Below are 24,220 nucleotides of genomic sequence, written 5' to 3'. Positions count from 1 at the left end.
AGGACGGTGGTGCCGCTTTGAAATTGGTATGTCCTGCGCCGGGGGCGCCTAGAGCCATTCGATATCGTCGAAGCCGCGCTGGATGTAACCGCCCTTGGAATAGGCTTCGCCCTCGTAGCCGAAGAGCGGCCAGATATCCTTCTGGTTATAAAGGCCGGTCACAAGCCCGCTGCGCACCTTCTGGAAGAAGGGGCTTTTCTCGATCTCGCGCAGGATCGCGACGCGCTCTTCCTCCCAGCCAAGCCCCAGATAGCCTCCGGCTCCAGCCCGCTTGTTCAAATCGGCAACACCGTCCTCGATCAGCTTTTTGAGCGTCTCGTCCTTGGCGGAATCCGCGTCATAAGGTTTGACGGCAATGGCATAGAAACGGTCGGGAAGCTTGTCATGCGGATAGATGTCGCGCGCAAGCTGGATCAGGGTCGCCATGGTTTCGGGCTTGAGCGTGGTGGTTTCAAGCGCCCATGCGAATTGCGGGCAGATAACGGCATTGCCGCTGACAACGAGCATGGCGCCGAGGCTGAGGCCTGCGCCGCGCTTGAGAATATCGCGGCGGGACAGTGTCTTTTTCTCTCGGGTGGAAAGACCGTCAAAAACGGTAGTCATTCGGTTCTCCTCCTTTGCTTGCCCGTCCGGAATGGGCGGGCTGGCTATGCGTTCCCGGAGATTCTCACCACCGGGAATGCTGGCTTTCCCGTCTTCCATGGCCGCTCCTCCCGGCCAGAAAAGACGATAGGGAGCGGCTCACTGGTAGCGGCCACCCCGTTGCAGAACTTCGATCTTGTAGCCGTCCGGATCTTCGACGAAGAAGAAGCGGGCAAGCTGCACGCCGTTATTCTTGAAATCGACAAGCTTGCCGACCTTGAAGCCAAGTTCCGTGAAACGGGCATGTTCGGCATCGACGTCATCGACCGCCACGGCGAGATGACCATAGCCGTCGCCCAGATTGTAAGGCTCGGTACGGCCCTTGTTGACCGTCAGCTCGACTTCGAAATCGGCTTCGGCATTGCGCAGATAGATCAGCGTGAAGGTTTCGAAATCAATGCGCTCGGCAATATCGAGGCCAAAAGCTCGGATATAGAAGGAAACGGATTTTTCCTCGTCGAGAACACGGATCATCGAATGAATGGCTTTAGCCACAAGCTACTCCTGTTTCTTTTGCCGCTTCCTCAAAAGCGGCTTGCGATTGTCTTGCTGGTTGTCGATTATGAAAGAAAAAGCGACGGCGTGGTGGCAATCGGCTACCACAGCCAAGTTCGTGCTCTTAATGAAGGGAGGAACCCATGTGCAAGGTTTTCGCCGAGCAGGACCCGGAAGGCTACCGGCAGATCAATCGCTCCGTGCGCATAGGCGGCCATTCCACCAGCATTCAGCTGGAGGCCACCTTCTGGCGCCTGCTGGATGAGATCGCGGCCAGCCAGAACCTGACCACGCCCCGCTTCATATCGACGCTTTACGACGAAGCGCTGGAGGCCAATGGCGCGATCCCGAATTTTGCCTCCATGCTGCGCACCACCTGCGCGCTCTATCTCATGGGTCATCGTCCCGAGGCTGCCGTCTGCGAGGAGGCAGCCTGACAGAGGCCTGAAACGGGCATTGGCCTTTTGATGAAAAGGGAATAGGGGAGTAGGGCAATATGTTCTTACATCGGACATACTTCCTTACTCCGGTATTCCCTTGCTGCCTTCATTAAAGGAATCGAAATGACAAGCGTAACACGCGAACAGGTTCAGGAACGGCTGAAGACCGTGACGGGACCGGATTTCGAAAGCGATGTTGTGTCGCTCGGACTGGTGTCGGATATCTTTATTGCCGACGGCAAGGTTTTCTTCTCCATCACGGTTCCAGCAGCGCGCGCCGATGCGCTGGAGCCGATGCGGCTTGCCGCTGAAAAGGCCGTGAAGGAAATTCCGGGCGTCACTGGCGCGCTGGTCACGCTCACCGCCGAAAAGAAAGGCGGACGTACCAGCGACGATGCGCCCCCACCACCAAAGCCGCAAGCCAGACCTGCAGCCGCACCGGCGCAGCATCGCCACCCGCCACAGCCGCAGCGCGCAGCGACGAAGCCCGGCATTCCAGGTGTTGGCGCGATCATCGCTGTTGCATCGGGCAAGGGTGGCGTCGGCAAGTCCACCACCGCAGTCAATCTTGCGCTCGGTCTTGCCGCCAACGGGCTGAAGGTCGGCATTCTCGATGCCGATATTTACGGACCATCCATGCCGCGCCTGCTCGGCCTTTCCGGTCGTCCGGAAACGGTTGAAGGCCGCATCCTGAAGCCGATGGAAAATTACGGCATCAAGGTCATGTCGATGGGCTTCATGGTCGATGAGGAAACGCCAATGATCTGGCGCGGGCCGATGGTCATGTCGGCGCTGACGCAGATGCTGCGCGAAGTGGCCTGGGGCGAACTGGACGTTCTGGTGGTCGACATGCCGCCGGGCACCGGTGACGCACAGCTCACCATGGCGCAGCAGGTGCCGCTGGCGGGTGCCGTGGTCGTTTCGACACCACAGGACCTGGCGCTGATCGACGCGCGCAAGGGCTTGAACATGTTCCGCAAGGTGGATGTCCCGCTTCTGGGCATCGTCGAAAACATGAGCTACTTCATCGCGCCCGATACTGGCGCGCGCTACGATATTTTCGGCAATGGCGGAGCGCGCAGGGAAGCGGAGCGTCTCGACGTGCCGTTCCTGGGCGAAGTGCCGCTGCATATGGATGTGCGCGCCTATTCGGATGCGGGCACGCCGATCACCGTCCATGAACCGGACAGCGAACACGCGAAAATCTATCGCGAGATCGCCCGCAAGGTCTGGGACAACATGAAGGGCGGCAAGGGGGCTGGAAAGCCCGCGCCGGCGATTGTCTTCGAATGAAAAAAGGGCCGGAAACGGCCCTTTTTCTTTTGTCAGGTGATAACGCTCGGCTCTGTCCGCCCGCTGCGCTTTTTCACCTCGGCGATCTGTTCTGCCGCGTCGATGAATGGGGCCAGCGTTTCCTGCGTGTCGAGATTGTGCCTGGTGGTATCCGCTTCATAGCGCTCGACATAGATGCGGATGGTAGCACCTGACGTACCGGTGCCGGACAGGCGCAGCACCACACGACCGCCATTCGGGAAATAGATGCGGATGCCCTGATGTTCGCTGATCGAGCCGTCGACCGGATCGTGATAGGCGAAGTCGTCGGCCTTCTCGATTGTGAGGCCATTGACAGTCGTGCCGGGCAGGCTTGCAAGCTTGCCGCGAAGATCGGCCACCAGTTGTTTGGCGATATCGGAATCGACAGCTTCATAGTCGTGGCGGGTGTAATAATTGCGCCCGAAGCGCGCCCAATGTTCCTCGACGATGTCTTTCACGCTTTCCTTGCGCACCGCCAGAATATTGAGCCAGAGCAGTACGGCCCACAGGCCATCCTTCTCGCGCACATGGTCGGACCCGGTGCCGGAGCTTTCTTCGCCGCAAATCGTGACCTTGCCATTGTCGAGCAGATTGCCGAAGAACTTCCAGCCCGTCGGCGTTTCAAACATGCCGATGCCGAGCTTGTCAGCCACGCGGTCGGCGGCAGCACTTGTCGGCATGGAACGGGCAATGCCCTTGATGCCGTCCTTGTAGCCCGGCGCCAGATGCGCATTGGCGGCCAGCATGGCAAGCGAATCGGATGGCGTGACGAAGATGCCGCGCCCGATGATGAGATTGCGATCCCCGTCGCCATCGGAGGCGGCGCCGAAATCCGGCGCATGGTCGGACATGAGCAGATCATAGAGATCTTTTGCGTAGACGAGATTCGGATCCGGATGGTGGCCGCCGAAATCCGGCAGGGGCACGAAGTTCATCACGCTGCCTTCCGGCGCGCCGAGACGGTGCTCGAAGATTTCCTTGGCGTAAGGCCCGGTCACTGCATGCATGGCATCGAATTTGAGACCGAAACCGCCCTTGATCATGGCGCGGATTGCGTCGAAATTGAACAGGCTTTCCATCAGCTCGGCATAATCGGCGACAGGATCGAAGATGACGACTTCGGTGTCGCCGATCCGGCTCGTGCCGATCGTGTCGATATCAATATCGGCCACATTGGCAATCTTGTACTGGTCGATCACTTTCGAGCGGGCGAAGATCGCCTCGGTGATCTTTTCCGGTGCCGGTCCGCCGTTGCCGATATTGTATTTGATGCCGAAATCTTCATTCGGGCCGCCGGGATTGTGGCTTGCCGAAAGTATCATGCCGCCGAAAGCCTTGTATTTGCGGATCATGTTGGAGGCGGCAGGCGTCGAAAGAATACCGCCCTGACCTACCATGATGCGCCCGAAGCCATTGGCGGCGGCCATCTTGATGAGCTTCTGGATCACTTCGCGATTATAGAAGCGTCCGTCGCCGCCCACCACAAGCGTCTTGCCTTCAAACCCCTCCAGCACATCGAAAACCGACTGGATGAAGTTTTCGGCATAATTGGGCTGCTGGAATACAGGAACCTTCTTGCGCAGGCCTGAAGTGCCCGGCTGCTGGTCCTGAAAAGGTTTGGTCGCGATCGTCTTGACGGTCATATCTTTCCCGTTCGATTCAATGAATTAAGCAGTCAATGTGTTGGCATTTGCGGTCATTGCAAGACAACATAGATCAAACTTATTGATTGAAAATAACAAAGCGTGTGTTTGTGCAGCGATGTGCTACAAATTTATCCGATGACCGACACGAACCACCATGGCCATGACGCCCGCGACATCATGCGCCTGAAACGCGACGATGCAACCGGCCTCGAAGCCGTTGCCGCGCGTTTCCACAGCCATGCCTATGACATGCATTTCCATGACGAATGGCTCGTCGGGGTGACCCATGAGGGCGTACAGGACTTTTTCTGTCGCGGAAAACGGCGGCAGAGCACGCCAGGGCGAGTGATTCTCATCGAGCCGGGCGAACGCCACGACGGGCAGGCGGTCGCGGCGGACGGTTTTGCCTATAACATGCTTTATATGCCGCAATCGCTGGTCAGAAGCGCGATGGGTGGCAATGATGCGCATATCGGTTTTCGCGAGACGCTGGCCGATGACGGACAGTTGTTTCATGCGGTCGCCCGCGCCTGCGAGGCAATCTTCCTCGAAGCGCCGCGCCTGATGATTGAAGACTGCCGCGATCAGGTGATGAACCATCTTGCCCGACATCTGGCCCGGCATCTTGGGCAGGACGTGACAGAAAAAGGGTCGGCTCCGCATCCGGTCGCAGCACGCGCGATGGACTATCTGCGGGCGCGCTTCGACGAGGAGTTCGGCCTCGATGAACTGGCGGAAGCGGTCGGGGCCGCCGACCGTTTCCAGCTTTCACGCGGGTTCCGGCGTGAATACGGCACCTCGCCACATGCCTGTCTGGTGCAGTTGCGCCTTGCTGAAGCACGGCGCCTGTTGCGCGAAAAAGTGGCGCCAGCAGAAGCATCCGCGCTCAGCGGATTTGCCGACCAGAGCCATATGGGGCGCTGGTTCCGCCGCGCCTATGGCATGACGCCTGCCGCTTATCGCAAGGGACGCACAAACGTTCCAGAAATTGCAGCGAAAAGCCGTTAGGCCTGTCCTCGAAAAGAGGAAAAGCTCATGATTTTCGATACAAAAGTAGCCATTCTTGTCCTGCATGATCTGCCTGTCTGGCAGAAGCTGAACGTGACTGCCTTTATCGCGACCGGCATATCCGGCGCTGTGCCGCACGCCATGGGCGATCCTTATGAGGATGCGGCAGGCCGCAAGCATACGCGTCTGCTCGGCCAGCCGATGCTGATCTTCTCGGCAACACCGGACGTTTTGCAACGGGCATGGCAGCAATCGATCCAGCGCGATCTTATCCGTGCGCCCTATGTGCGCGCCATGTTCGAGACCGGGCATGACGTCGCCAACCGCGCTGTATTCATGGCGGAAAATGCCGACGCACCCGATCTGGTCGGCCTTGCGCTTTACGGTCCAAAGAAAGATATCGACAAGGCGATCAAGGGAACTAACCTGCATCCTTGAACAGGACGCTCTGGTCGAACAGATAGCGGTTGGAAAGCGGCAGGCTTGCCGCGCCCATCGCCTTGGCGTGGACGCCAACCTTGCCCTCGATGATCTTCGGCGCGCGCAGGCCCTGCAAGTCGAGGCATGAAAGCTCCACGCGGGTCGCTTCCACGATGCGGTGACGCACATTACCCGGCAACCAGCCATCGATGACGGCGGCGGGAAAGTCGATCACGGAGGCGGCAGCTACCGTTGCATGGGCCAGCCCGCGTGCGGCAAGCGCTACCCATTCGTCGAGCGGCGTACCAAAGTTGCGCCAGTTTTCCGGTGAAAGCCACAGATCGTCGGAGGGCAGGTGCCGCTCCTGCAACATGCGTTCGAGGACGAACAGCGAAGCCGTATCGATGAGCTGCAAGGTTTCGCCGCGCTCCCACGTGCCGCGCATCCGCATCGGCATGGAGCCGAGCGCGCCCGCATTGCCCGTGCGGCCCGGATAGAGTGTGTTGTTCAGCACCACACCGCCGCCGATGAACGAGCCGATGAAGAAATAGACGAAGTCGGTGAATTCAGGCCCGCGACCAAAGGTCAGTTCCGCACCACAAGCAGCCGTTCCGTCATTCTGCACGAAGACCGGAAACGAAAACGCCTTGGCGAAATCGCCGACGAGATCGGCGCCGAGCCATGCATCCAGATCTTCGGCAGGTGCACCCACTTCCTCGACCCAGTTCCACAATTCGAAGGGTAATGCGATGCCGAGCCCTGCAATGCGGTCGCACTTGGCCGGTTCGAGGGCTGCCGTGAAAGCGGCGACGCTCTCGACGGCGAAGCGGCGGATTTCACCCGGTACAGGCCAGCGATAGGTAATGTGCCGCCGTTCGCGGATCGCTCCCAGAAAATCCATCAGGATGATTTCCGCGCTGCGCCGCCCGATCTTGAGACCGAAGGAGAAAACCCCGTCGGCGGCAAGGCGCATCGGCATGGAAGGCTGGCCGACACGACCGCGCACCCGTTCGCCCTGCGTAATGAGGCCGTCTTTTTCCAGCGCACGAATGATGACGGAAACCGTTTGTGCCGAAAGTCCGGTCAGGCGCGCAATTTCGGCGCGGGCCAAAGCGCCATGCCGGCGCACGAGCGCCAGAACCAGCCGCTCATTATAGGCGCGCACGCCGATCTGGTTTGAACCACGATTGACGCTCGCGCCCGGCCCGGCGAATTGCAGCATGGCAGGACCCGGAGTGCCGGAAAGGGTACCAGAAAGGGTGCTGGAAAGCGTATCGGCAGACCCGTTGTCTGGTTCGCCTTCAACTTTATGCCTGACCATAGCCTCTCCCAGATTCCGTGCCATGGAATGCAATCTCGAAATGCAGCCATGGAATGCCGGAATTCCTAAACCAACCATCGAAGGAGAAAAAGCCCTCATTGTGAGGGATATAAAATAAAAACAAACGCTTAAGATGGACCACGTAATGAAACGACCAGCCTGCTGTTCGCTTTGCCGGTCCTCTCTCCTCCGTCTCCCAGAGTGACACAGCATATTAATAAATCAAGTGGATTTATTAATTGACTCTGTTTTGAAGCCGTGTTTTGCTTCTCTTCTGCCGGGGGAAGAGGACCGGTTTCAATCTGGGAGGAGTCCATGAAGAAGACAGTTCTGTCGGCAGCCTTTGCTGCCTTCGCGCTTGGCGCTGCCGCGTTGCCTGTTGCTGGGCCAGCGAATGCCGCCGATGTCGGTGCGTGCCTCATCACAAAGACCGATACCAATCCGTTCTTCGTCAAGATGAAGGAAGGCGCTATCGCCAAGGCGAAGGAGCTGGGCGTCAATCTCAAGACCTATGCGGGCAAGATCGACGGCGATTCCGAAAGCCAGGTTGCAGCTATCGAAACCTGCATTGCTGATGGCGCCAAGGGCATTCTCATCACGGCTTCCGACACCAAGGGCATCGTGCCGTCGCTGCAGAAGGCACGCGATGCGGGCCTGCTCATCATCGCGCTCGATACGCCGCTTGAGCCTGCCGATGCGGCGGACGCAACCTTTGCAACCGACAATTTCCTGGCCGGTGAGCTGGTCGGCAAATGGGCAGCGGCAACGCTTGGCGACAAGGCCAAGGATGCGCGGGTTGCCTTTCTCAACCTCACCGCGTCGCAGCCGAGCGTCGACGTTCTGCGCGATCAGGGTTTTGCCACCGGTTTCGGCATCGACCCGAAAGACAAGACCAAGCTCGGTGACGAGGATGATCCGCGCATTGCCGGTCGCGACCTGACCGATGGCAACGAAGAAGGCGGACGTCGCGCGATGGAAAACCTTCTCCAGAAGGATCCGAACATCAATGTCGTCCACACCATCAACGAACCTGCCGCCGCCGGTGCCTATGAGGCGCTGAAGGCTGTCGGGCGTGAAAAGGACGTGCTGATCGTCTCCATCGATGGCGGTTGCCCCGGCGTGAAGAATGTCGAGGCCGGTGTGATCGGCGCGACTTCGCAGCAATATCCGCTGCAGATGGCGGCACTCGGTATCGAGGCGATCAAGAAGTTTGCTGATACGGGTGAAAAGCCGAAGCCGACCGAAGGCAAGGACTTCGTCGATACCGGCGTGTCGCTTGTCACCGACAAGCCGGTGGAGGGCGTTCCGTCCATCGACACGAAGACCGCACTCGACAAGTGCTGGGGCTGATCCCCTTTCTGAAACTCGGACCCGGCAGATCGGAAGATTTGCCGGACCTTTCTGCAGGTGAAGGCAGGAGACAGACATGAGTGAGCCACAGGCGGCTTCCGCTGCACAAAAACCGTCTATGCAGGACTATGAAAAGACGCTGGCGCAGAGCGCGGCCGATGTCGCCTCTTTCGATGCGGGCGACCAGTCGCTGCTTTATCGGATGCGGAATTTCCTGCATCACAATCCCGCTGCCGTGCCGCTGATCGTGCTCGTCCTGTCGCTGCTGGTGTTCGGCATCACGCTTGGCGGCAAGTTCTTCTCCGCCTTTGCACTGACCCTCATTCTGCAGCAGGTCGCCATCACCGGCATCATTGCCGTGGCGCAGACGCTTGTGATCCTGACCGCAGGTATCGATCTTTCGGTCGGCGCCATCATGGTCCTGTCGTCGGTGGTGATGGGCCAGTTCACCTTTCGCTATGGGCTTCCCGCCGAACTTTCCGTTCTGTGCGGCTTTGCCACGGGCGCGCTATGCGGCTTCATCAACGGCTTTCTCGTGGCCTATGTCCGCCTTCCGCCCTTCATCGTGACGCTCGGCATGTGGCAGGTGATCCTCGCCACAAACTTCCTCTATTCCGCCAACGAGACGATCCGCGCGCAGGAAATCACGGCTGAAGCGCCGATCCTGCAATTTTTCGGCGAGAGCATCCGCTTTGGCGGCGCGGTCTTTACCTATGGCGTCATTGCGATGGTGCTTCTGGTTCTGCTGTTCTGGTATGTACTGAACCACACCGCCTGGGGACGGCACGTCTATGCCATTGGCGACGATCCCGAAGCGGCACAGCTTTCCGGTGTCTCGGTCAAGCCGATCCTCATGTCGGTCTATGTGCTGGCCGGTATCATCTGCGCGCTTGCAGGCTGGGCGATGATCGGCCGTCTCGGTTCGGTATCGCCGACCGCAGGCCAGTTCGCCAATATCGAATCCATCACCGCAGTGGTGATCGGCGGCATTTCGCTGTTCGGCGGACGCGGTTCCATTCTCGGCACCATGTTCGGTGCGCTGATCGTCGGCGTGTTTTCGCTGGGGCTACGCCTGTGGGGCACCGATCCGCAATGGACCTATCTCCTGATCGGCGTTCTCATCATTGCCGCCGTCGCCATCGACCAGTGGATCAGAAAGGCTGCCGCATGAAAACGAACACCACGCCTGTTCTGTCTGGCAAAGGTCTGGTCAAGCGCTATGGTCGCGTCACCGCACTTGATCATGCCGACTTCGATCTCTATCCCGGCGAAATCCTCGCGGTCATCGGCGACAATGGCGCAGGCAAGTCCTCGCTCATCAAGGCGCTGTCGGGCGCGATCAAGCCCGACGAGGGGGAAATCCTTCTCGACGGCAAGCCGGTCAGCTTTCATTCACCGATGGAAGCGCGACAGGCGGGCATCGAGACGGTCTATCAGAACCTTGCCCTGTCGCCCGCGCTTTCCATCGCCGACAATCTGTTTCTGGGCCGCGAAATCCGCCGCAAGGGACCGCTTGGCTCGCTGTTCCGCATGCTGGATCGCGGTGCGATGGAAAAGATCGCGCGCGAAAAACTGTCCGAACTGGGCCTGATGACGATCCAGAATATCGGCCAGGCGGTGGAAACCCTTTCGGGTGGCCAGCGTCAGGGCGTTGCGGTGGCGCGTGCCGCCGCCTTCGGCTCCAAGGTGGTCATCATGGACGAGCCAACGGCCGCGCTTGGCGTCAAGGAATCGCGCCGCGTGCTGGAACTCATTCAGGATGTGAAGCGGCGCGGCATGCCTATCGTCCTCATCTCGCACAACATGCCGCATGTGTTCGAGGTTGCCGACCGCATCCACATTCACCGACTCGGACGCCGCCTGACGGTCATCGACCCGAAGGAATATTCCATGTCGGATGCCGTGGCGCTGATGACCGGGGCGATGAGACCGAAGGAAGCGGCTTGACCACTTGCGCTTGAACAGGGTTGCTGCGCCTTTAACACGGTGACAGGACGAATCACGGAAACCGGACATGACGCCTATTGAGCGCGAAGCCCTGCCTTCGGAAATTCTTGCGCGGCTGACGGAAACCGACAAGCGCCTGATCGTGGCCATCGCAGGCCCGCCGGGAGCCGGGAAATCCACCATTTCCGACTATCTGCTCCATGCCATCAACAAGGGCGGCGAAACGCCGTCCATCGTCGTGCCCATGGATGGGTTTCATCTTGATGACGGGATTCTCGATCAGCGCGGATTGCTGGGCCGCAAGGGTTCGCCGCCCACTTTCGACTGCGCCGGGTTTGCAGTGCTGCTGCAGCGTTTGAAACAGGCGGAGGCCGAAGTTTTCATCCCGGTCTTCGACCGTTCTCTGGAGCTGTCGCGCGCTGCGGCATCCGTGGTCGGCCCGGAGCATCGCGTGCTTCTGGTCGAAGGCAATTATCTGCTGCTCGATCAGCAACCATGGGCGCAGCTTGCGCCTTTTTTTGACATGACGCTCTATCTGGATGTGCCCTTTGCAGAGCTGGAGCGTCGCCTGATCGAACGCTGGCTCAGCTTCGGTTTCGATGCCGAAACCGCCCGAAACCGCGCCCTTTCCAACGACATTCCCAATGCCGAACTCGTGGTAGCGCAGTCGCGCAAGGCGGATTTTGTCGTGGTCTCGGACGGGCGATAACAGGGAATTGCACCTTTCAAGGGTTGCGGCGATGCGCTTGCGTCTGCATGATGGGAAAATCGCTTCATCAGTTTCCGACCGGAATAGTTCCCCATGACGACTTATGTTTTTGCGCCGCCCCCGCAGCCTTTTTTGCCTGTGAAGGGAACGGACGCGCGCTTTCCCGTGCACCGCATCTATTGCGTCGGCCAGAACTATGCCGATCACGCCATCGAAATGGGTGGCGATCCGACCCGCAATCCGCCTTTCTTCTTCCAGAAGAACCCGGACAGCCTCGTGATCGAAGGTGGTGATTTCCCTTATCCGCCGAAGACCGAGGACGTGCATCACGAGATCGAACTTGTGGTGGCGCTGAAGGCCGGCGGTACCGACATTGCTGTCGAAAAGGCGCTGGACCATGTTTATGGCTACGCCGTTGGCATCGACATGACACGTCGCGACCTGCAGGCCGTGGCCAAGAAGGCCGGGCGCCCGTGGGAAGTCGCAAAAGCTTTTGAGCACTCCGCACCCTGTTCGGCCATCGTGCCGGTGTCTGAAATCGGCCACCCGGAAAAGGCTGTGATTTCGCTCGCCATCAATGGCGAAACCCGCCAGTCAGGCGACCTCAACCAGATGATCTGGAAGGTGGCGGAAACCATTTCCTACCTGTCTTCGCTCTTTGAGCTGCAACCCGGCGATCTTATCTTTACGGGTACGCCTGCGGGCGTCGGGCCGGTGAAGCGCGGCGACCGCCTGGAAGGCAAGGTCGACGGCGTGGCAACCCTCACCGTAACCGTAGTCTGATTCTCTTCACGTGGAGGAGCATGAATGAGCATCTATCTTCCCGATGACGTGCACGACGCTCTGGAGCGCTTCATCGCCGAAAAGCATCCTGGTCTCAACCAGACCGAGGCGATGACGCTTATCCTGCGCAAATGGCTGGTGCGCGAGGGCTATCTGTCGGCAGAGCCCGAACACGGCACACCGCCGGATGAACTGAACGCGACCAATGACGATTGAACAAGGCAGCAATTGACTATGGCCAAACAGCCGCCGGAAGGAGCGGGTCGCAAGACCGCGCTCGGGCGACGCCTTTTGATTCTCATGATTCTGGCAATTGTGCTCGTGATCGCGCTCGTCTGGATGAGCATTTATCTCTTCGATCCAAATGGCGGTCTGGACTTTGATGATCTCGGTATTTTTGCTTTTGATTTCAATGTGGTAGATGCAGTGTCGCCGCGCATTTTGTGAGTGCGTTAATCTTTTTGTTACCATTTGAAATATTCATTTTGGCAGAGCCCCGACGTTTAGCGCTTCCGTTTGCCGTCTTTTGCATGGTACATGATCCTCATCGACCGAAAGAATATTGACTGAAACGGGCGCTTTCCGATGCCCGTAAAGCCAAGAGGATCTGGATGGCATTCGAGGACATCAAGGCGGAAATTGCGCTGCTTTTCGAGCAAATGGTGAATCAGCCGCAAGACGCTCATGAAATCCGTGAAACGGTTCGCGAGAAGCTCAATACGCTGCGGGCCAGTGGTTTGCCTCTGCCTGAAGATCTGGTCGAGCTTGAAAAACGCATCGAAAAAGATTTCGATTCCTGAGAACGGATCCGGTCATGCGTTACGCGCTTTCCTCTTCTTCCTCCGCTGGTCTGGTCCGCAAGGGCCTCATGCTTCTTGGTTGTGCCGTGGCGCTCAGCGCCTGCAACACCACCAATGACGGCAAGCCCGTGAAAACGGCGCTGATCACGCAGACCGATACTTCCAGCCAGACCGCTTCCGCAGCAGGCAGCGCTGCCAGTGCCACGGCCAATACCGCAGGCACGGCGACTGCCGATGCGGGCGCTGCTGCCGGAACGCAGACCGTCGCAGCCGTGAGCGATCCTTCCGATCCGGTCCTGCCTGCCGTTGTTCCCATTCCCGGCATTCGTGGCCAGTCCGAACCGATGATGGCCTATGCCGGTGCGCAGGCTGCCGCTTCGCCGGCATCCGTTGCTGCCAATATGGCGTTTGAGACACCGGATCATGCGCCGGAAGAACTCGATGCGCTGATCACCAAATATTCCGTCGCCTATGATGTGCCGGAACGCCTTGTGCGCCGGGTCGTGCATCGCGAAAGCCGGTTCAATCCGGGCGCCCGTAACGGACCTTATTGGGGGTTGATGCAGATCAGCCATCCGACTGCGCGCGGCATGGGTTATACGGGCGCGGCCAAGGGCCTGCTCGATGCGGAAACCAATCTGAAATATGCGGTTCGCTATCTGTCCGGCGCCTATAAGGTCGCGGGCGGTGATGAAAGCCAGGCAGTCCGCTATTATGCGCGGGGCTATTATTACGATGCCAAGCGCAAGGGACTGTTGCAGGAAACCGGCCTCGACGGAAGCTGGAAGCGCAGCGGCCCGACCCGTGATGCAGCCGCTTCCATCCAGCCGGTATCCTTGCCGGAAGGCGGGGCAGCACCGCTCCCCGGCGTCGCTCCCATTCAGGCTTCCTACGCACCGGCGGGGCAATAAACTAACTGTCATCTTGACGCTGCAAAGTGATGGCAGTTTCCTGTCCTGAACCGACGACAGGGAAATTTCATGAATGTAAGACTGCCTCATCCAGTCAAATGGAAATATGACCGGGCCGAATTGTGGGCCGATGGCGTCATCCATGTTCTGGGTGTCGGGCTGGCGCTTGCAGGCGCCATTGCCATGCTGATCTATTTCCTGCCGAACATGCCTGCAGCGACCTCGATTTCGTCGGGTGTCTATCTCGCGAGCCTTCTGGCAGCGCTCGGCATTTCGGCTGTCTACAATATCTGGCCGGTTTCGCCGACCAAATGGTTCCTGCGCCGTTTTGACCACTCGGCGATCTATCTTCTGATCGCCGGAACATACACGCCTTTTGCCATGCATATGGGCGACCGTGCTCTGCCGCTGCTTCTTTTCGTCTGGAGCGTGGCTTTCGTCGGCATCATGCTGAAACTGTTCATGCCGGGTCGTTTCGACCGGCTGTCGATCCTGCTTTATCTGGCGCTCGGCTGGAGCGGCGTCATGGTCTACGACACCATGGTGCAATCGCTGCCGCCAGCCGTTTTCTGGCTGATTGCAGCCGGTGGCATGGTCTATTCGTTGGGGGTGATCTTCCATGTCTGGGAGCGCCTGCGGTTTCAGAATGCCATCTGGCACGGCTTTGTCGTGGTGGGCGCGGCACTGCATTATTGTGCGGTGTTTTTCGTTGGCGCATGGAACTGAAGCCCGCTCTATTTCGGCTTTGACGGTCTGCAAATGGCGCACTTCTGCGCTTCCGGTGCTCATGTACCTTAAAGTACACTTCGCTCCGGTTCTCGAATTGCACCATTTTCGTCGCGTCATAGCCAAAATAGCGAACGGGCTTCGGAGCGCGTGATTGCTCAATGAAAGTCTCGCGAGTTCGGCATGATTTTTACATTCCGCGGATGATGCGCCATCTGGGATGGAGCGACGAGGCGCTGCGCTTCGCGTCCGCTCATTTCGATCAATGCTGTCGAACGGTCCTGCAGCTTTGACGCCACCAGATGCACGACCCCTTCGGGGCTGCGCTGGAGGCGACCTTCGATATGGATCAGCCGCGCACCCATCACTTCGCGGCGAAATGCTTTCATGACCTTCGGCCAGACGACAATATTGGCGATGCCGGTTTCATCCTCGATGGTGAGGAACACCACACCCTTGGCGCTGCCGGGGCGCTGGCGGACGGTGACGACGCCCGCCACTTTCATGCGGCGTCCGTCGGCACCTTCCTGCACTGCACGACAGGTTGAAACGCCTTCCGCCGCCAGACCCTCGCGCAGATATTGCAGCGGATGCCCTTTCAGCGAGAGCCGCGTCGTCTCGTAATCGGCAATCACATGTTCCGACGCGGCCATTTCAGGAAGTTTTGTGCGCGGTTCCTCCGCCAGTTCGCTGGTTGCGGCGGCGCGGAACAGCGGCAGTGTTTCGTCATTGGGCAGACGGCGCACGGCCCACAGTGCTGCGCGGCGGTCGATGTCAAGCGAGCCGAAGGCATCGGCATCGGCCAGAAGCGTGAAGGCGCGCCGGTCGAGCCGGAGCCGTCGATGCATGTCCTCGATGGTACGGTAAGGCTCCTGCCGGTCGGCAATCAGGAGTTCGGTGTCCCGTTTGGAAAAGCCGTCGATCTGCCGGAAGCCGAGCCGGAGCGCTGGTCGAATATCGAGCGTATCCTCCAGAATATTATCCCAGTGACTGAAGTTCACATCGACGGGCAGCACCATCACGCCATGTTCGCGGGCATCGCGCACAATCTGGGCGGGGGCATAAAAACCCATGGGCTGGGAATTCAGAAGTGCGGCGGCGAACACTTCCGGATGGTGGCACTTGATCCACGCGGAAATATAGACCAGATGCGCAAAGCTTGCCGCATGACTTTCGGGGAAGCCATATTCGCCGAAACCCTTGATCTGGTTGAAGCAGTTTTCGGCAAAGGTCCGGTCGTAGCCACGATTGACCATGCCTTCGATCATCTTTGTCTCCATCGTATGGATGGTGCCCATCTTGCGGAAAGTGGCCATGGCGCGGCGCAACTGGTTGGCCTCATCCGGTGTGAATTTTGCAGCCTCCATGGCAATGCGCATCGCCTGTTCCTGAAACAGCGGCACGCCCTTGGTCTTGCCGAGAATCTGCTGTAACTCATCCGCCGGCCCATGTTCCGGTGCCGGTGACGGAAGGAGTGGTTTTTCCTGTCCGTTCCGCCGCCGCAGATAAGGATGCACCATATCGCCCTGAATGGGGCCGGGCCGCACGATGGCGACCTCGATGACAAGGTCATAGAATTTACGCGGGCGCAGCCGCGGCAGCATGTTCATCTGGGCGCGGCTTTCCACCTGAAACACGCCGAGTGAATCCCCCTTGCACAGCATGTCGTAGACGACTGCATCTTCGCGCGGCAGATTGGCCAGCGTCAGCTTTTCGCCGCCATAAAGCTGCGGCTTGTGCTGGTGAATGAGGTCGAAAGCCTTGCGGATGCAGGTGAGCATGCCGAGCGACAGCACATCCACCTTCATCAGCCCCACCTCGTCGATATCGTCCTTGTCCCATTCGATGAAAGATCGCTTGTCCATTACCGCCGGGCCGATGGGCACGGTCTCGTCCAGACGGTCGCGGGTGAGCACAAAGCCGCCGACATGCTGCGACAGATGACGCGGAAAGCCGATCAGCGTGATGGCCAGTTCCACCGCGCGCCGGATGATGGGATTGTCGGGGTCGAGACCCGCCTGTCTGATATGCTGCTTGTCGATGCCGCCGCCCGATATGCCCCAGACCGTATTGGCGAGCGCTGCCGTTACATCCTCAGTCAGCCCCAGCGCCTTGCCGACATCGCGAATGGCGCTGCGGGACCGATAGCTGATGACGGTTGCGACAATGGCCGCGCGATCTCTAGTGTAGCGGTCATAGACATATTGCATCACCTCTTCGCGCCGCTCATGCTCGAAATCGACGTCGATATCCGGCGGTTCCTTTCGCTCGACCGAAAGAAAGCGTTCGAACAGGAGGTCAACCTGTGTCGGGTCTACACCGGTGACGCCAAGGCAGAAGCAGACAACGGAATTGGCCGCCGAACCGCGCCCCTGACACAGAATGCCTTTCGAGCGGGCATAGCTCACAATGTCATAAACCGTGAGAAAGTAAGCCGCATATTGCAGCTTTTCGATCAGCGCCAGTTCCTTGTGGATCAGCGCCTGCACCTTCGGCGGGATGCTGTCCGCACCGTAATGACGGGCAGCACCTGCCCAGGTGAGATCATGCAGATGCTGTTGCGGCGTCTTGCCGGGTGGCACCGGCTCGTCGGGATAATCATATTTCAGCTCATCAAGCTGGAAGGTGATGGGCGCGACGAAATCGGCGGTCGCTTCGACGGCCTCAGTGTAGTCGCGAAACAGTCGCAGCATTTCCTTTGGTGGTTTCAGGTGGCGTTCGGCATTCTTTTCGAGAAGCCGACCGGCTGCGAAAACAGTTGTGTGGTGGCGGGTTGCCGTCAGCACGTCCTGAAGCGCGCGGCGGTCGGGGTGATGATAAAGAACATCATTGGTGGCGAGCAGCGGCACATTGGCTTCGGCTGCAAACCGGGCGATGCGTTCGGCCCGGCGTCCGTCATGGCCCTGATGCGGCATGGCGAGCGCCAGCCAGACCGAGTCGGGGGCAGCTTGTGCAATCTCGGTCAGGCGTGCGGCAAAATCCGGCCTGTCGTCTTCAGGCGGAAAGACCGCGATCTGGAACTGCCGGGCGCGAAACAGCAGATCACTCCATTCGAGGTGGCATTCGCCCTTGATGGCGGCGCGTACCTTGCCCTCCGTCAGCAGGCGGCACAATTGCCCATAGGCAGCGCGATCACGCGGATAGACGACCATATCCGGCGTGCCGTCGATGAAAGACAGGCGGCAGCCGATGAAAAGCCGGAAATCGCTCTTGTCGCGAAAATCCTTCCATGCCGCATGTGCCCGCACCACACCGGCCAGCGTGTTGCGGTCGGCAATGCCGATACCGGACAGGCCAAGCTCATGCGCACGCGCTACCAGTTCCTGCGGATGCGAGGCGCCGCACAGGAAGGAAAAATTGCTGGCAGCAGCCATTTCGAAATAATGAGTCATCACGCGAACAGTCCGTGTAAAAACCAGCGCGGATGATTGGCGCCGTCATAAAGGCCTTCGCGAAAAATCCAGAAGCGCTGGCCGTTCTCGTCTTCCACCCGGTAATAATCGCGCAGCTCCGGAACCGCGTGACCAATTGCGAGCCACCATTCCGGTTCGATCCTTTCAGGTCCTTCGGCAAGGCGTACATGATGGCGCACCCGCCGCCACAGGAAAAACGAAGGCGGACTGTCGGGCACTTCCGCCACGCTTTCGATCAACTGCGGCGGGCGAAACAGTTTTATGGGGCGCGCTGGCGGGTCACCGGGAAGCACTGGGGGAAACGCTGGGGGAAGTGCTGCCGCACTCTCATAATCGGCTTCGCCCTTGCCATCCGTGTGAAGGGCAGGGCGCAGGCCGAAGGCCCGTTCAGGAATATGCGTGTTGCGCGAAAAGGAAACGAGAACGCGGTTCTGTCCAAGCCGCGCCGAAAGCCGGTCGACAAGCTGACTAAACCCCGCTTCATCTTCCTCATGCTGGTCGAGCCCCGTCTGGCGCTGGGCGATTGCCGCACTGCGCAGCGCTGCCAGCCGGATCATGTCGAAGCCGAAACCTGCATCGAGCGGGTCGGTCAAGGCGTTGAGCCTTTCACGCGCAAGGCGCAGGAAAACCTTGTCGCTGCGCAAGGGCTGGCCGGTTTCGATGTGGATATGACGCACTTCGCCATCGACACGGAAGAAGAAGGCCTCAATCAGAAGCGCGCCTTTTCCCTCCGGTTCAAGCTGCGTAAAAAGCTCCTGCGCCAGTTCCTGCAAGATGCGTTCGACCAGTTCCATTGCGGTAACCGGCTCTGACAGGCGGCGCTCGACGGCACTGAGCGGCATGATGCGCAAGGGGGAAATCGGCGCGCGCTCGCGCCGCGCCAGCCGGTCAAGCCTGGTGGCAAGATCGGTGCCGAAGCGGGCGGTGAGTGCGGCGCGCGGAAGCCCCATCACATCACCAATGCGTTTCAATCCGGCGCGCTTGAGGCCGGTTTCGGCAGCTTGCGCCAGTTCAAGCGCGGAGAGCGGCAGGCGGGGAAGCAGCCGGTCGGCCTCCGCCCTGCTGAAGACACCGCCCTTCGTTCCCCGTGCCAGAAGCCGCGCGGCAAAACTGTTATCGGCAACCGCCGCCTGTACGCCAAGCCCGGCTCGTTCCAGACGCCGGATTGCATCGGCACGCATGGCGTCGAGCCCGCCAAAAAGATGCGCGCAGCCGGTTATGTCGAGCATCAGCCCATGCGGCTCATCGAAGGCGACAAGCGGCGTGTAGCGCTCGCACCAATGGGCAAAACGCTTGAGTAATGCCGCATCATGTTCCGGTGCTGCCGTTGCCACTTCAAGCCTTTCCACGCGGGCGCGCGCATCCGTTAGCGCCATGCCGGGAAAAAGGCCGAGCTTTGCCGCTCCGGCATCCACTGCTGTCAGGCGCAGCGCATTGGTCGTGCGTTCGGTCACAACCAAAGGCAGGTGCGGTTTACCATCAGGCGGAGTGCTGCTGCGAAGCCGGTCGGTCGGCAGAAACGGAAACCAGAGGGCGAGAAACAGACGTTCTGCCATCCCGTTCGTTAGCACCAAATTCCTGGGTTTCATTGTTCCATTCCATGATCCATTGCCCGCATGTGCCGTGGCGATTGCGTTCCAGAACCGCCGAAAAGACAGGCTTGCCGGGTGCGTTCGCTCCACTTGAACGGGACGGCGCGGGCGCCACCCGCCAGCGGCTGACGGCAGCGCTTTGCACAGCCGTCCGGTGGCTCCGGAGCAGGATGACGGGCAGCTGCGCGGTTTCGGTTGCCAGAAGCAGACGACGCGAAGCGGTCAGGTCGAGGCATTTCGGCTGGCCTGTCACCGAGGCGACAACACCGGAAACAAGATGCGAAGCCTTGCCGCCGCTTCCGGCTTCCAGCGCATCGTTTGCCGCCTTCAGGACATCCTGTGCCGTGGGGCAGCGCACGATCAGAAGTCGCGACGGATCGATCCCGAAGGCATGAAGTCCCGGCGGATAAAGCCCGCCATATTCACTTGCAGCGCTTTCTTCCTCGATCCAGATAATCGGGCGACGAGGCTCTGCGGCGCGTTCTGCCGCACGGGCGGCAAAGGCTAGCGCAAAGCCGGTCGCGGCCATATGCGCGCCGGGGTTTTCGGCAAAAACCTCATGCAGCGCGTCGCCTGCAAGGCCATGCGGAAAGGCGGCATCCGCCCCGGCAAGGCCGAGCGTGAAACTGCGCGCCCGCCCGAAGCCCGTTTGCCCCTGATTTGCAAAACTGCCTTGCGGATCGTTGCCTTCAATGGTCGTAACCATGCGCCGCAGCGCCGCGATGTCGATGCCGCTCACGTCTAGATTCCATCTTTTTGTTCTCTATATGTTCCAGTATTGAATCGAGCGAGGCAAGAGTCAAGCGGGATCAGAAATCAGTCCAGTGGACTGATTTCCTTGCGTAGGCGTTTCACACTTTTCGGGATACGCTCTATCATCGCGATAGTGGTTTTGGATTAGGCGGCGTCCCTGAAAGGCACGCCTGCCAGTTGCGCCAGATGGCCGGGAAGGTCGGTGCCTGCACCAGCCGCATTGATCGTGTCGAAATAATCATGCCAGCCGGTGGCGGTGATTCCGGCAATCAGCATGTCGAGAGCTGCTTCATCCGGGAAACGCCAGATGGCGAAGAAGCTCTGGCTGGGCGCAAAAGACTTTGTCGCGTCGACGGGACCCAATGCCAAAGCCTCGATACCGAGCGCGCCAAGCCCGCCCATACCCGCGCCGACTTTCTCAAAGAAGGACTGCCTGCCTTCAGCATCAAGCGCGTGCCAGCTCGATTTCGGGGAATAAAGCTCGGCGAGGTAATAGGTCATGTCATATCCCTTAGGGTTTCATTGATCTTGAAAGAGCGACCGGCATCGGTGCGGCTCCAGATGCGGCGCAACAAGGTGCTGAGAAGCTGCTGTTCACCTGATGAGAGATCGCTCATCAGGCTTGCAATCCATGCGGTATGTTGTTCGAAAAGCTGTTGCGCCAGCAGCATCCCTTCGGATGTCAGCCGGACAGTCAGTTTGCGGCGGTCCTCGCTATCCGCGTGACGCTTGAGGAAACCATCGCGCTCCAGCCCGTCCAGCAGGCCGGTGATGGTGGCGCGCGTTACGCCTGCGCGTTCTGAAAGCTCGTGCGGCGAGAGGCCGTCGGGCGCATTGTGCAGCAGAAACAGCAGGACGAACTTGCCCTCCGAAAGCTTGTGCGGAGCTAGCCGGTTGGCGCAATCCCGGTCAATGGCCGCAGCAAGTGACAAAACTTCAAAGCAGGCTTTCAGCGCGTCGGTGGACGGGCTGTGCCGGCGTTCCATTTCGCCCAGAAGGGCGTGGTGCTTTTGCTCGATTATTTCCATACGGCGACTTATAGTATGGCACCATACTAAATGCAAGTGACTTTGATTGCTTGAGCAGGAACAGTGGAGAGCTTGATCGATGGGTATATACGGTTTATATATGATCCGTATATGAACTATATGGTCTGGACAATACTATGGGTATCGTGAAAATCGGCGACGAGCTGCATGAGGAACTGCGCAAGGCGAGTGACGTCATGTGCCGGTCGATCAATGCGCAGGCTGAATACTGGATGAAGATCGGCATGCTGGCACAAGCCCATCCCGACCTGTCGTTCAACGAGATCGTGCAGATGCAGTTGCGCGCAGCACGGGTCGAGCTGCCGGTTCTGCCCGTTCTTACTGTGCAGTCGTCATGACCAAAACCCCTGCCGAAGTGGAGAAAATGGCGACATCCGGCGCGCTGCTTGCCTCTGTTTTTGCGCTTCTCGACCGCACGCCGCTGGCGGGCATGACCACGATGCAGGTCAATGATCTGGTCGAGGATTATATCACCCGCGAATTGCAGGCGCGGCCAGCCAGCAAGGGGCAATATGACTATCCCTATGTGCTGAACAGTTCCAAGAACGAAGTCGTCTGCCACGGCATGCCGTCGGATGACGAGATCATTAAAAACGGCGAGATCATCAACTTCGATATCACGCTGGAAAAGGACGGCTATATCGCTGATTCCAGCAAGACCTATATGGTCGGTGACGTTGCTCCCTTTGCCTCACGGCTGGTCCGTGTGACCTATGAGGCCTTGTGGAAGGGGATTGCTGCCGTGCGACCCGGCGCGACGCTGGGCGATATCGGCCATGCCATCGAGCGTCACGCCAAGCGGCATGATTACAGCATCGTGCGGGAATATTGCGGCCACGGTATCGGTCGCGAGATGCACGAGGAACCGCAGGTTCTGCATTTCGGCAAGCCGGGCACCGGCGTTCGTCTGCGCGAAGGCATGGTGTTCACCATCGAGCCGATGCTCAATCAGGGAACGGCCAAGGTGAAGACAGAAAAGGACGGCTGGACGGTGGTAACGCGCGACGGAAAGCTGTCAGCGCAGTTCGAGCATACGGTCGCAGTCACCGCGAATGGCGTGCGGGTGCTGACTTTGCGTCCCGGTGAAGAAAAGATGCTTGCTGGTATAAAACACGCCGCTTGATCTCATGCGATCTTGCCTGCCATCCAGAGCACAAAGACAATTGTTCCTCTCTAAAAACAAAAGCCCGCCGGAAGGCGGGCTTTTGTCCGGATTGGATATGCTTATTTGCGGTCGCGTGCAGCCAATGTGCGCAGACGAAGCGCGTTGAGCTTGATGAAGCCTGCTGCGTCCTTCTGGTCGTAAGCACCCTGATCGTCTTCGAAGGTGACGAGCTTGTCGGAATAGAGCGACTTGTCCGATTCGCGGCCGATCACCATCACATTGCCCTTGTAGAGCTTGAGCGTGACTTCGCCTTCAACATGGCGCTGGCTGTGATCGATTGCCGCCTGCAGCATTTCGCGTTCCGGCGAGAACCAGAAGCCGTAATAGATCAGTTCCGCATAGCGCGGCATCAGCTCATCTTTCAGGTGCGCCGCACCGCTGTCGAGCGTGATCGATTCGATGGCGCGGTGTGCTGCCAGCAGGATCGTGCCGCCCGGCGTTTCGTAGACGCCGCGCGACTTCATGCCGACGAAGCGGTTTTCCACGAGGTCGAGACGACCGATGCCATTGTCGCGGCCATAGTCGTTGAGCTTGGCAAGAAGCGTCGCAGGCGACAGACGTTCGCCATTGATCGAAACGGCATCACCTTTTTCAAAGCCGATCTTGATGATCGTTGCCTTGTCGGGCGCGGTTTCCGGTGAAATGGTGCGCATATGCACATATTCCGGTGCCTCGACAGCCGGGTCTTCCAGAACCTTGCCCTCGGACGAGGAGTGCAGCAGGTTGGCGTCGACGGAGAATGGCGCTTCGCCCTTCTTGTCTTTCGCAACCGGAATCTGGTGCTGTTCAGCAAATTCGAGCAGATGCGTGCGGCTCTTGAACGACCAGTCGCGCCATGGGGCGATGATTTTGATGTCCGGGTTCAGCGCATAGGCCGAAAGCTCGAAGCGAACCTGGTCGTTGCCCTTGCCGGTCGCGCCGTGCGCGATGGCGTCGGCGCCGGTCTTTTTGGCGATTTCGATCAGGTGCTTGGAGATCAGCGGGCGGGCAATCGAGGTGCCGAGCAGATAGACGCCTTCATAGACGGCATTGGCGCGGAACATCGGGAAAACGAAATCGCGCACGAATTCTTCGCGCACGTCCTCGATGAAGATTTCCTTGATGCCCAGCATTTCCGCTTTCTTGCGGGCTGGCTCAAGTTCTTCGCCCTGACCGAGATCGGCAGTGAAGGTCACAACTTCCGCGCCGAGTTCTGTCTGAAGCCACTTCAGGATGATCGAGGTGTCGAGGCCGCCCGAATAGGCGAGAACGACTTTCTTAACGTCTTTCCACTTGCTCATAATAAACTTCCGTCTCATCAGGCGCTCCAGAGCGGCGCCCAAAATTTGTCCGTAGTTCTTTTAGCAGTTGCCAAGCAGCGTGCAAGCCGAAGGGCTGCGACTTATCGCGAAAACTCATGCGGATTACGTGATCTGTGGTTCGCCAACTTCATAAACAACGAGATTGCGGTCGCCAATACCAAGCCCAGGCCAGGCCGCACGCCATTCGGCAATATGGGCGGAGGCAAAATGCCGGTCGAGCGAAGCACGGTCGCGCCACATCTCCTTCACATGGATGAGACCCGGTTCGAGAATATCTGCGGCATAGCCATAGTCCACACAGCCATCCTCCGCCCGACTGGCGGAGATCATGCGCTGCATGGCTTCACGCGCTTTGGCGAAGTTTTCCGGCGGCAGGCGGACGGTCCCTACGATCAGCAGCATTTCTGTCTCCATTCCACTGTTTCATTTGCCCGG

The 24,220-nt window shown here is 59.2% G+C and carries 27 protein-coding genes; 16 read left to right on the top strand and 11 right to left on the bottom strand.

The genetic code is table 11. The annotated features are described in order from the left end of the window. Window positions 1-48: 48 nt before the first annotated feature. Both AC1RHM_RS17790 and AC1RHM_RS17785 read right to left on the bottom strand, forming a co-directional pair. The gene (locus AC1RHM_RS17790) at window positions 49-603 is read right to left on the bottom strand and encodes a hypothetical protein (RefSeq protein ID WP_029375836.1); all 555 of its coding nucleotides are present in this window, start codon (window positions 601-603) and stop codon (window positions 49-51) included. Between the two features lie 138 nt (window positions 604-741). Then, window positions 742-1,137: a VOC family protein gene (locus tag AC1RHM_RS17785; protein WP_010657867.1), complete on the bottom strand. Its 396-nt coding sequence runs from the start codon at window positions 1,135-1,137 to the stop codon at window positions 742-744. 143 nt (window positions 1,138-1,280) lie between these two features. On the opposite strand from AC1RHM_RS17785, the gene AC1RHM_RS17780 reads away from it, so the two are divergent. Both AC1RHM_RS17780 and apbC read left to right on the top strand, forming a co-directional pair. Continuing rightward, complete coding sequence (locus AC1RHM_RS17780; RefSeq protein ID WP_006471202.1) at window positions 1,281-1,574, top strand: ribbon-helix-helix domain-containing protein; 294 nt, start codon at window positions 1,281-1,283, stop codon at window positions 1,572-1,574. Window positions 1,575-1,700: 126 nt separating this feature from the next. Beyond that, window positions 1,701-2,870, top strand: a complete 1,170-nt coding sequence (gene apbC / locus AC1RHM_RS17775; protein ID WP_010657868.1) for an iron-sulfur cluster carrier protein ApbC — start codon at window positions 1,701-1,703, stop codon at window positions 2,868-2,870. 32 nt (window positions 2,871-2,902) lie between these two features. Here the strand turns inward: apbC and AC1RHM_RS17770 are convergent, their stop codons facing one another. Beyond that, on the bottom strand, window positions 2,903-4,534 hold the full coding sequence (locus tag AC1RHM_RS17770) for an alpha-D-glucose phosphate-specific phosphoglucomutase (protein WP_010657869.1): 1,632 nt from the start codon (window positions 4,532-4,534) through the stop codon (window positions 2,903-2,905). A gap of 138 nt (window positions 4,535-4,672) precedes the next feature. On the opposite strand from AC1RHM_RS17770, the gene AC1RHM_RS17765 reads away from it, so the two are divergent. Together AC1RHM_RS17765 and AC1RHM_RS17760 are read left to right on the top strand one after the other, a co-directional pair. After that, window positions 4,673-5,545: an AraC family transcriptional regulator gene (locus tag AC1RHM_RS17765; RefSeq protein WP_010657870.1), complete on the top strand. Its 873-nt coding sequence runs from the start codon at window positions 4,673-4,675 to the stop codon at window positions 5,543-5,545. A 27-nt stretch (window positions 5,546-5,572) separates the two neighbouring features. Then, window positions 5,573-5,983 (top strand): DUF2000 family protein, encoded by a 411-nt coding sequence (locus AC1RHM_RS17760; protein WP_010657871.1) that lies wholly within the window; start codon window positions 5,573-5,575, stop codon window positions 5,981-5,983. On the opposite strand, the gene AC1RHM_RS17755 is transcribed toward AC1RHM_RS17760, so the two are convergent. After that, window positions 5,967-7,286, bottom strand: a complete 1,320-nt coding sequence (locus AC1RHM_RS17755; protein ID WP_010657872.1) for an ROK family transcriptional regulator — start codon at window positions 7,284-7,286, stop codon at window positions 5,967-5,969. The genes AC1RHM_RS17760 and AC1RHM_RS17755 overlap by 17 nt on opposite strands. Before the next feature lie 315 nt (window positions 7,287-7,601). Between AC1RHM_RS17755 and AC1RHM_RS17750 the strand changes: the two genes are divergently transcribed. The 10 genes from AC1RHM_RS17750 (at window position 7,602) to trhA (ending at window position 14,512) form a co-directional block, all read left to right on the top strand. After that, the gene (locus tag AC1RHM_RS17750; protein WP_010657873.1) at window positions 7,602-8,636 is read left to right on the top strand and encodes a sugar ABC transporter substrate-binding protein; all 1,035 of its coding nucleotides are present in this window, start codon (window positions 7,602-7,604) and stop codon (window positions 8,634-8,636) included. Window positions 8,637-8,712: 76 nt separating this feature from the next. Continuing rightward, on the top strand, window positions 8,713-9,807 hold the full coding sequence (locus tag AC1RHM_RS17745) for an ABC transporter permease (RefSeq protein ID WP_010657874.1): 1,095 nt from the start codon (window positions 8,713-8,715) through the stop codon (window positions 9,805-9,807). Beyond that, window positions 9,804-10,583 (top strand): ATP-binding cassette domain-containing protein, encoded by a 780-nt coding sequence (locus AC1RHM_RS17740; protein WP_010657875.1) that lies wholly within the window; start codon window positions 9,804-9,806, stop codon window positions 10,581-10,583. The genes AC1RHM_RS17745 and AC1RHM_RS17740 overlap by 4 nt, the downstream gene beginning before the upstream one ends. 67 nt (window positions 10,584-10,650) lie before the next feature. Beyond that, window positions 10,651-11,292 carry a nucleoside/nucleotide kinase family protein gene (locus AC1RHM_RS17735; protein ID WP_010657876.1) on the top strand — a complete coding sequence of 214 codons (642 nt, stop codon included), beginning with the start codon at window positions 10,651-10,653 and terminating at the stop codon, window positions 11,290-11,292. A 93-nt stretch (window positions 11,293-11,385) separates the two neighbouring features. Then, window positions 11,386-12,075, top strand: a complete 690-nt coding sequence (locus AC1RHM_RS17730) for a fumarylacetoacetate hydrolase family protein (RefSeq protein WP_010657877.1) — start codon at window positions 11,386-11,388, stop codon at window positions 12,073-12,075. 24 nt (window positions 12,076-12,099) lie between these two features. After that, the gene (locus tag AC1RHM_RS17725; RefSeq protein ID WP_010657878.1) at window positions 12,100-12,291 is read left to right on the top strand and encodes a ribbon-helix-helix domain-containing protein; all 192 of its coding nucleotides are present in this window, start codon (window positions 12,100-12,102) and stop codon (window positions 12,289-12,291) included. 18 nt (window positions 12,292-12,309) lie between these two features. After that, complete coding sequence (locus tag AC1RHM_RS17720; protein ID WP_029375838.1) at window positions 12,310-12,522, top strand: hypothetical protein; 213 nt, start codon at window positions 12,310-12,312, stop codon at window positions 12,520-12,522. A 164-nt stretch (window positions 12,523-12,686) separates the two neighbouring features. Beyond that, window positions 12,687-12,875, top strand: coding sequence for a hypothetical protein (locus AC1RHM_RS17715; RefSeq protein WP_010657880.1), 189 nt, complete (start codon window positions 12,687-12,689; stop codon window positions 12,873-12,875). Between the two features lie 14 nt (window positions 12,876-12,889). Beyond that, window positions 12,890-13,786 carry a lytic transglycosylase domain-containing protein gene (locus AC1RHM_RS17710; RefSeq protein ID WP_010657881.1) on the top strand — a complete coding sequence of 299 codons (897 nt, stop codon included), beginning with the start codon at window positions 12,890-12,892 and terminating at the stop codon, window positions 13,784-13,786. Window positions 13,787-13,855: 69 nt separating this feature from the next. Then, window positions 13,856-14,512, top strand: coding sequence for a PAQR family membrane homeostasis protein TrhA (gene trhA, locus AC1RHM_RS17705; RefSeq protein ID WP_010657882.1), 657 nt, complete (start codon window positions 13,856-13,858; stop codon window positions 14,510-14,512). 158 nt (window positions 14,513-14,670) lie between these two features. Here trhA and AC1RHM_RS17700 read toward each other — a convergent pair whose 3' ends face one another. The 5 genes from AC1RHM_RS17700 to AC1RHM_RS17680 all read right to left on the bottom strand — a co-directional run bounded on the left by AC1RHM_RS17700 (window position 14,671) and on the right by AC1RHM_RS17680 (window position 21,298). Further along, entirely contained in the window at window positions 14,671-17,904 is a 3,234-nt protein-coding gene (locus AC1RHM_RS17700) for an error-prone DNA polymerase (protein WP_010657883.1), read from the bottom strand. After that, on the bottom strand, window positions 17,904-19,469 hold the full coding sequence (locus AC1RHM_RS17695; RefSeq protein ID WP_029375840.1) for a Y-family DNA polymerase: 1,566 nt from the start codon (window positions 19,467-19,469) through the stop codon (window positions 17,904-17,906). The genes AC1RHM_RS17700 and AC1RHM_RS17695 overlap by 1 nt, the downstream gene beginning before the upstream one ends. Further along, window positions 19,405-20,256, bottom strand: coding sequence for an ImuA family protein (locus AC1RHM_RS17690; protein ID WP_010657885.1), 852 nt, complete (start codon window positions 20,254-20,256; stop codon window positions 19,405-19,407). The genes AC1RHM_RS17695 and AC1RHM_RS17690 overlap by 65 nt, the downstream gene beginning before the upstream one ends. Window positions 20,257-20,414: 158 nt before the next feature. Then, window positions 20,415-20,771, bottom strand: a complete 357-nt coding sequence (locus tag AC1RHM_RS17685; protein ID WP_010657886.1) for a DUF6616 family protein — start codon at window positions 20,769-20,771, stop codon at window positions 20,415-20,417. Further along, window positions 20,768-21,298, bottom strand: a complete 531-nt coding sequence (locus tag AC1RHM_RS17680) for a MarR family winged helix-turn-helix transcriptional regulator (protein WP_010657887.1) — start codon at window positions 21,296-21,298, stop codon at window positions 20,768-20,770. Before AC1RHM_RS17680 ends, AC1RHM_RS17685 begins: the two co-directional genes overlap by 4 nt. A 137-nt stretch (window positions 21,299-21,435) precedes the next feature. Between AC1RHM_RS17680 and AC1RHM_RS17675 the strand changes: the two genes are divergently transcribed. Together AC1RHM_RS17675 and map are read left to right on the top strand one after the other, a co-directional pair. Continuing rightward, the gene (locus tag AC1RHM_RS17675) at window positions 21,436-21,657 is read left to right on the top strand and encodes a ParD-like family protein (RefSeq protein ID WP_010657888.1); all 222 of its coding nucleotides are present in this window, start codon (window positions 21,436-21,438) and stop codon (window positions 21,655-21,657) included. Continuing rightward, window positions 21,654-22,442: a type I methionyl aminopeptidase gene (map, locus tag AC1RHM_RS17670; RefSeq protein ID WP_029375841.1), complete on the top strand. Its 789-nt coding sequence runs from the start codon at window positions 21,654-21,656 to the stop codon at window positions 22,440-22,442. The genes AC1RHM_RS17675 and map overlap by 4 nt, the downstream gene beginning before the upstream one ends. A 101-nt stretch (window positions 22,443-22,543) precedes the next feature. Here map and AC1RHM_RS17665 read toward each other — a convergent pair whose 3' ends face one another. Together AC1RHM_RS17665 and AC1RHM_RS17660 are read right to left on the bottom strand one after the other, a co-directional pair. Continuing rightward, entirely contained in the window at window positions 22,544-23,764 is a 1,221-nt protein-coding gene (locus AC1RHM_RS17665) for an argininosuccinate synthase (RefSeq protein WP_010657890.1), read from the bottom strand. Between the two features lie 123 nt (window positions 23,765-23,887). Beyond that, window positions 23,888-24,187 carry a putative quinol monooxygenase gene (locus AC1RHM_RS17660; RefSeq protein ID WP_010657891.1) on the bottom strand — a complete coding sequence of 100 codons (300 nt, stop codon included), beginning with the start codon at window positions 24,185-24,187 and terminating at the stop codon, window positions 23,888-23,890. Window positions 24,188-24,220: the final 33 nt, after the last annotated feature.

This window comes from Brucella sp. GW823-FHT04E01, from assembly GCF_058796175.1.
This window is presented reverse-complemented; position numbering and strand designations above follow the sequence as displayed.